Below are 6,000 nucleotides of genomic sequence, written 5' to 3'. Positions count from 1 at the left end.
ATCCTCCAGCCCGCCAAGCTGCGCTGTGGCGGGAGTACCCCAGAGGTTCTGATGGCAGCTTTTTCCGACCAGCTCGGAGAGAGCGGAGGGGATCCCTTAGAAGTGGAAAAAGCTGTATTCGTCGACTAGGGAGCTGATGAGGGAGCAAGAGCTACTGGAACGACTGCCCTTGGCGCAGCGTCTGGCGGAGTTGAGGGCCCGCATTCAAGAGATCCCGCTGCACAGGGTGCAGTTGGAGGGATTAAATCTGGCGGGAGCAGAGTCCTGCTGGGCCGCCTATCGGGAGCTGGGGCAAGGCGAGATGCCGCTGCTGTTTTTGCACGGCTTCATGGCCACTCACGCCAATTGGTGGCCGCTGATGCAAGGGTTGGGCGACCGATACCGCTGCATCGCCCTGGATTTGCTGGGGTTTGGTCAGTCCAGCCAACCGGCTCTGCGCTACGACATCGCCGTGGAGGTAGAGTTTGTGCGCGGGTTTGTCGAGGCGCTGCGCCTGCCTGAGCCGGTGTTGGTGGGCCACTCTTTTGGCGGCTGGGTGGCGGCGGCCTACGCCATTCGTTACCCCCTGCGGGGGTTGGTCTTACTGGCGCCTGCCGGGATCCGCGACGACAGCTTTGTCAAACGCTACCGGCACATGCGGCTTTTGCTCCGGGAAGGCGCGTGGGTTGATAGGCTGCTGCGAGCCGCCATCCCCCTGGCCCGTTGGGGACGTTGGGAGGAGCGACTGGCTTGGCTGCTGTGGCTGCGGGGATCCCTGCGCCAACAGCCGGTGGCCCGCCAATTTCTCCGCCAGCGCCTGCGCCCCCAAGCTGCCGTCGATACGGTCGAACGTCAGCTTCATGCCATTCAGGTTCCCACCCTAGTAGTTGCCGCTGAGCGGGACGACACCATTCCCCTCTGGCATTGCCAAGCCTATGCGGAGGGGATCCCTGGAGCCCAGCTCAAGATCCTGCCCGGTGCTGGACACGCCATCCCCGCCCTGCATGCGGAGCAGGTGCTGCCCTTGATTCGAGAGTTTCTGGAGAGCTTGAGCCCAAAGCTGGACTAAGGGACGCCGACTCCTCCCTTTAGGCAAGGTGGCTTTCCCGGATTTAGACTAAGAAACCGCCCTCATGCCGAGCTTCTTAGGCCGGCAGACAGAGAACCCCCTCGGCATTTCGGCTGCCTCGGCCCCCCCGCCAAAGGGAGAGGGGAGCGGCAGGCAGCATACAGTTTTGCTACATCTTGCCATAGGCAGCGAGCTATAGACTTGGAGGGAGGTAGGCTGGCAGCGCGGCCGCTTTTTCCGGCAGATCCCTGGGAGGGCAGGAAGGGGAGTGGCGAAGATACCCATCTGGCTGCGGGGAGTGAGCTATGCCATCTATGGCTTTCTCTACCTGCCGATTTTGCTCATTGCTGTCTATTCCTTTAACCGCGCCCGCTTCGGGTTGGTGTGGACAGGCTTTACCTTCGATTGGTACTGGGCTCTCTTTCGCAATGCTGCGATCTGGCAGGCCACGCAAAATACCCTTGTCTTGGCTGGAGTCAGCACCCTGGTGAGCACGCTGCTGGGATCCCTTTTGGGCTATGGGCTGTACCGCTACCGCTTCCCCGGCCAGAAGGCTGTGCAGGGACTGCTGCTGTTGCCGGTGGTCGTCCCCGACATTGTGATGGCCATTACCCTGCTGTTGTTTTACCAGTTGGTGCGCGCCTACACCGGCTGGTTTGAGCTGGGCCTGGGGACGATGGTGATTGCCCACATCACCTTTCAGATTGCCTTTGTGGCCATCGTGGTGCGCAGCCGCCTGCAGCTTTTGGATCCGGCTTTGGAGGAAGCCGCCTACGACCTCTACGCCAACACCTGGCAGAAGCTGCGCTACGTCACACTGCCGCTGGCCATGCCAGGGATCCTGGCCGCGGCGCTGCTGGCCTTTACCCTCTCCATCGACGATTTTGTGATCTCCTTTTTCACCAGCGGGCCCGAAAGCCAGACCCTGCCCATTTTGATCTACAGCACGGCGCGGCGAGGGGTGACGCCGGAGATCAACGCCCTCTCCACCGTGATCGTCGCGATAACCTTGGTTGCCGTGATGGGCTTTCCCCTGCTCAGCCGCTCCTCTAGGGAGAGGGGCCGGGGGTGAGGGATCAAGTATTGAAATAGCGGGCCGCCGGGTGGTAGGCGACGATGGCGGTGGTGGACTGCTCAGGATCCAACTGGTCGCTTTCGTCCATCCTCAGGCCGATGCGCTCCGTCTGGAGCAGCTCCAACAAAACTCGCTGATCGGCGATGTTGGGGCAGGCGGGATAGCCGAAGCTGTAGCGGGAGCCGCGGTAGCCCTGGTGCAGGATCTGGCGGATGTCGGGGCTGTCCTCGCCGCCAAAGCCCAGCTCCCGCCGGATGCGGGCATGGCACCACTCCGCCAAGGCCTCTGCCAGGGTGACGGCCAGGCCGTGGAAATAGAGATAGTCGGTGTACTGGCCCTCGGCAAAGAGGTGCTGGGCGTAGGCCGTGGCCTCTGGCCCCACTGTAACTGCCTGCATGGGGAAGACGTCCACCAGGCCGGTGGAGCGGTCGGCGAAGAAGTCGGCAATGCAGAGGCGCTGGCCGCTCTTCTGGCGGGGGAAGGTGAAGCGGGCCAGCTCCCGCACCTGGGGAGAAAGCCGAGGGCGATCGACGGTGGGCAATTGCAAATAGGTGGTGGAGCCGGGCTCTAGAGCAAACAGCTCGGGGAAGCTGGCCGGGTCGAAGAGGATCACCGTATTCCCTTCCGCCTGCGCCGGGAAGTAGCCATAAACCACCTGCGGGCGCAGCAAGTCTTCGGTAACAATCCGCTCCTTCCAGCGCTCGATCACCGGCTCCACCTGGGTGGCGAGAAACTGGGCAAACTCCTCCGCCGACTGGTCGCGCGGCTTGCGGATCTGCCACTGGCCGGCCACCAGGGCCTGCTTGTCGATGTAGAAGAAGACCTCCGGCCAGGGGATCTGATCCGGCTCGAGAACTTGGGATCCCCAGAAGGGGGGGATGGGCCGCTCGGTATCGAGGGTAACCGCCTCGGAACGACGGGTGTCTGCCCCGCCGTCGCCAGCCGAGACAGCAGGGGCAGGAGCGGCGCCCACGGTCACCTCTGGAGCCGGCAAGGTGGGATCCCTTTCCTCCACGGCTGCCGCAGCTCTCCTCTGGCGGTTGTCAGAGCGGGATCCCAGCTCGAAGTTATCCAGAAAACCCAGCCGGTCATCCCAGCGCCCGGCCGCCTTGGCCTGCATCAGCCGATCCATAAAGTGCAGGTCGGCAAAGGCGTCGCGGCCGTAGATGACTTGGCCCTTGTAGGTCTGGCGGCAGTCTTCTTCCACAAAGCGGCGGGTGAGGGCCGCCCCTCCCAAGATCACCGGCACGGTAATGCCCCGCTCGTTAAACACCTCCAGATTCTCTTTCATAAAGGCGGTGGATTTCACCAACAGGCCGCTCATGGCAATGCAGTCGGGCTTGTACTTTTCGTAGGCCTCGATGATGTTTTCCACCGGCTGCTTGATGCCCAAATTGATGACCTTGTAGCCGTTGTTGGTGAGGATGATGTCCACCAGGTTTTTGCCGATGTCGTGGACATCCCCCTTGACGGTGGCGATCAAGAAGGTGCCTTTGCACACCTCCCCGCCTACTTTTTCCATGAAGGGCTCCAGGTATTTCACCGCCGCCTTCATGGTTTCTGCCGACTGCAGCACAAACGGCAGTTGCATTTTGCCGGCGCCAAAAAGCTCCCCCACCTCCTTCATGCCGTCTAGCAAAAAGGTGTTGATGATCTCCAGGGGGGGGTATTTCTGCAGCGCCTCTGCCAGGGTCTCCTCCAGGCCGATGCGCTCGCCGTCGATGATGTGCCGCCGCAGCCGCTCCTCCAAGGGCAGTTTGGCCAGGGATCCGGTCGCCCGCAGCTCCTGCCCGGAAACCCCCGCAAACAGCTCCGTCAGCCGCGCCAGGGGATCGTAGGTGCAGATGCCCTCAGCGTTGAACTGGCGCCGATCCCAGATCAGATCCCGGCACACCTGCTGCTGTTCTTCCGGGATCTTGCTCAGGGGCAGGATCTTGGCGGCGCTGACGATGGCGGCATCCAGGCCGGCCTGGCGGCACTCGTGCAAAAACACCGAGTTCAAGACCACGCGGGCTGCCGGCGAGAGCCCAAAGGAGATGTTGGAGATGCCCAAGAGAATGTGGGCCTCAGGAAAAGCCTGGCGGATGCGGCGGATGGCCTCCAGGGTAGCCGCCCCGTTGGCCCGGTCTTCCTCGATGCCGGTGGAGATGGGCAAAGCCAGCGGGTCAAAGAAAATCTCGTAGGGCGGGATCCCGTACTCAACGGCCTGGCGATAGGCCCGCTCGGCAATCTGGAACTTCTTCTCGGCGGTGCGGGCCATGCCCTCCTCGTCGATGGTGCCGATGACCACCCCCGCGCCGTAGGTCTTGGCCAGCTCCAGCACCTTGAAGAAGCGCTCTTCCCCATCCTCGTAGTTGGTGGAGTTGAGCAGGCACTTGCCCCCGGCCACCTTGAGGCCGGCCTCCATCTTCTGCCAGTCGGTGGAATCCAGCATCAGGGGAATGGGTATCTGGGTCACCAGCCGCGAGACCAGCTCCCGCATATCCCGCACCCCGTCCCGGCCCACATAGTCCACGTTGACATCCAAGATGTGGGATCCCTCCCGCACCTGCTCCCGCGCCAGGGCCACCAGGCCGTCCCAATCTTCGGCATTCAGCAGCTCCCGCATCTTCTTGGAGCCGCTGGCGTTGAGCCGCTCGCCGATGATCAAAAAAGAGTTCTCCTGCAGGTAGGGCTGAGGGGCATAGATGGAAGCGGCAGCCTGGATGCGCTCGACGGAGCGGCGTTTGGGCCGCAGCCCCCGCACAGCCTCCACCAAAGCGGCGATGTGATCCGGGCGGGTGCCGCAGCAGCCCCCCACCACCGCCACCCCCAGATCCCGCACAAAGTGCTCCAGGTGGAAGCGCAACTGCTCCGGCGTGAGCTTGTAGTGGGCCTTGCCGCCGATGTTTTCCGGCAGGCCGGCGTTGGGGATGCAGGAGATGGGAAAGGGAGAATGGCGGGAGAGGTAGCGGATGTGCTCAGCCATCTTGTCCGGCCCGGTGGCGCAGTTGAGGCCCAGCACATCGATGGGGTAGGGCTCCAGGATGGCCAGCGCCGCCCCGATCTCCGTGCCCACCAGCATCGTCCCCTGCACCTCAAAGGTCAGAGACACCACCAGCGGCAGGCGGATCCCGCGCCGGGCAAACTCCTGCTGCACGGCCACCAGCGCCGCCTTGGTCTGCAGGATATCTTGACAGGTCTCGATGATGAGGAGATCCACCCCCCCGTCGATCAGGCCCCGCACCTGCTCGGCGTAGCTGGCCCGCATCTCGTCAAAACCGATGTGCCCTAGGGTGGGCAGCTTGGTGGTGGGGCCGATGGAGCCGGCCACAAAGCGAGGCTTTTCCGGCGTCGAAAACTCCGCCGCCAGCCGCTTGGCCAGGCGCGCTGCCGCCACGTTCAGCTCGTAGGCTTTTTCCGCGATCCCGTACTCGGCCAAGACGATCGAGGTGGCGCCAAAAGTATCGGTCTCGATGACATCGGCCCCCACCTCCAGAAAGCCCCGGTGTACCCGCTCCACCGCCTCCGGCTTGCTCAGCACCAGGATCTCGTTGCAGCCTTCTAGCTCCGGCCCGCCAAAATCCGCTGCCGTCAGGTTCTGGGCTTGCAGAGAGGATCCCATTGCCCCGTCGAAGACGATCACACGTTCCTGGAGATGCTGCAGGAAGGGATGGGTCATAGGCGGTGCGGCGCTGGCAGGGATCCTTTCCTTTTAAGGTAGTCTGATTTAAGGTAGCATTGAGCCACTTCCCCGGACTAGGCCAACCCAGGGATCCCCTAGACCAGGATCTCAGAGCCGGGACGGGGTGGGGTGAAGTTAAGATTTTCTTCGTCTGCCCCGTTGCTGTTTCCCCAAGGGCGGGCTAATTTAGGGAAGACATTTTGGTGTGAACGG

Annotated in this window: 3 protein-coding genes; 2 read left to right on the top strand and 1 reads right to left on the bottom strand. The window is 62.9% G+C overall.

Annotation, left to right across the window (positions count from 1 at the left end; all coding sequences use genetic code 11):
- The first annotated feature begins 136 nt into the window (after nt 1–136).
- Together NW855_RS10530 and NW855_RS10525 are read left to right on the top strand one after the other, a co-directional pair.
- Complete coding sequence (locus tag NW855_RS10530; RefSeq protein ID WP_228375314.1) at nt 137–1,048, top strand: alpha/beta fold hydrolase; 912 nt, start codon at nt 137–139, stop codon at nt 1,046–1,048.
- Nucleotides 1,049–1,316: 268 nt separating this feature from the next.
- Complete coding sequence (locus NW855_RS10525; RefSeq protein WP_206336834.1) at nt 1,317–2,120, top strand: ABC transporter permease; 804 nt, start codon at nt 1,317–1,319, stop codon at nt 2,118–2,120.
- A 4-nt stretch (nt 2,121–2,124) separates the two neighbouring features.
- Here NW855_RS10525 and metH read toward each other — a convergent pair whose 3' ends face one another.
- Nucleotides 2,125–5,784 (bottom strand): methionine synthase, encoded by a 3,660-nt coding sequence (gene metH / locus NW855_RS10520; protein WP_099812841.1) that lies wholly within the window; start codon nt 5,782–5,784, stop codon nt 2,125–2,127.
- Nucleotides 5,785–6,000: the final 216 nt, after the last annotated feature.

This window comes from Synechococcus sp. RC10B2 (genome assembly GCF_047502635.1).
This window is presented reverse-complemented; position numbering and strand designations above follow the sequence as displayed.

Excerpts from the sequence above, each read along its gene's own strand:
- NW855_RS10530 (WP_228375314.1), top strand. The coding sequence starts at position 137 with ATGAGGGAGCAAGAGCTACTGGAACGACTGCCCTTGGCGCAGCGTCTG.
- metH (WP_099812841.1), bottom strand. The coding sequence starts at position 5,784 with ATGACCCATCCCTTCCTGCAGCATCTCCAGGAACGTGTGATCGTCTTC.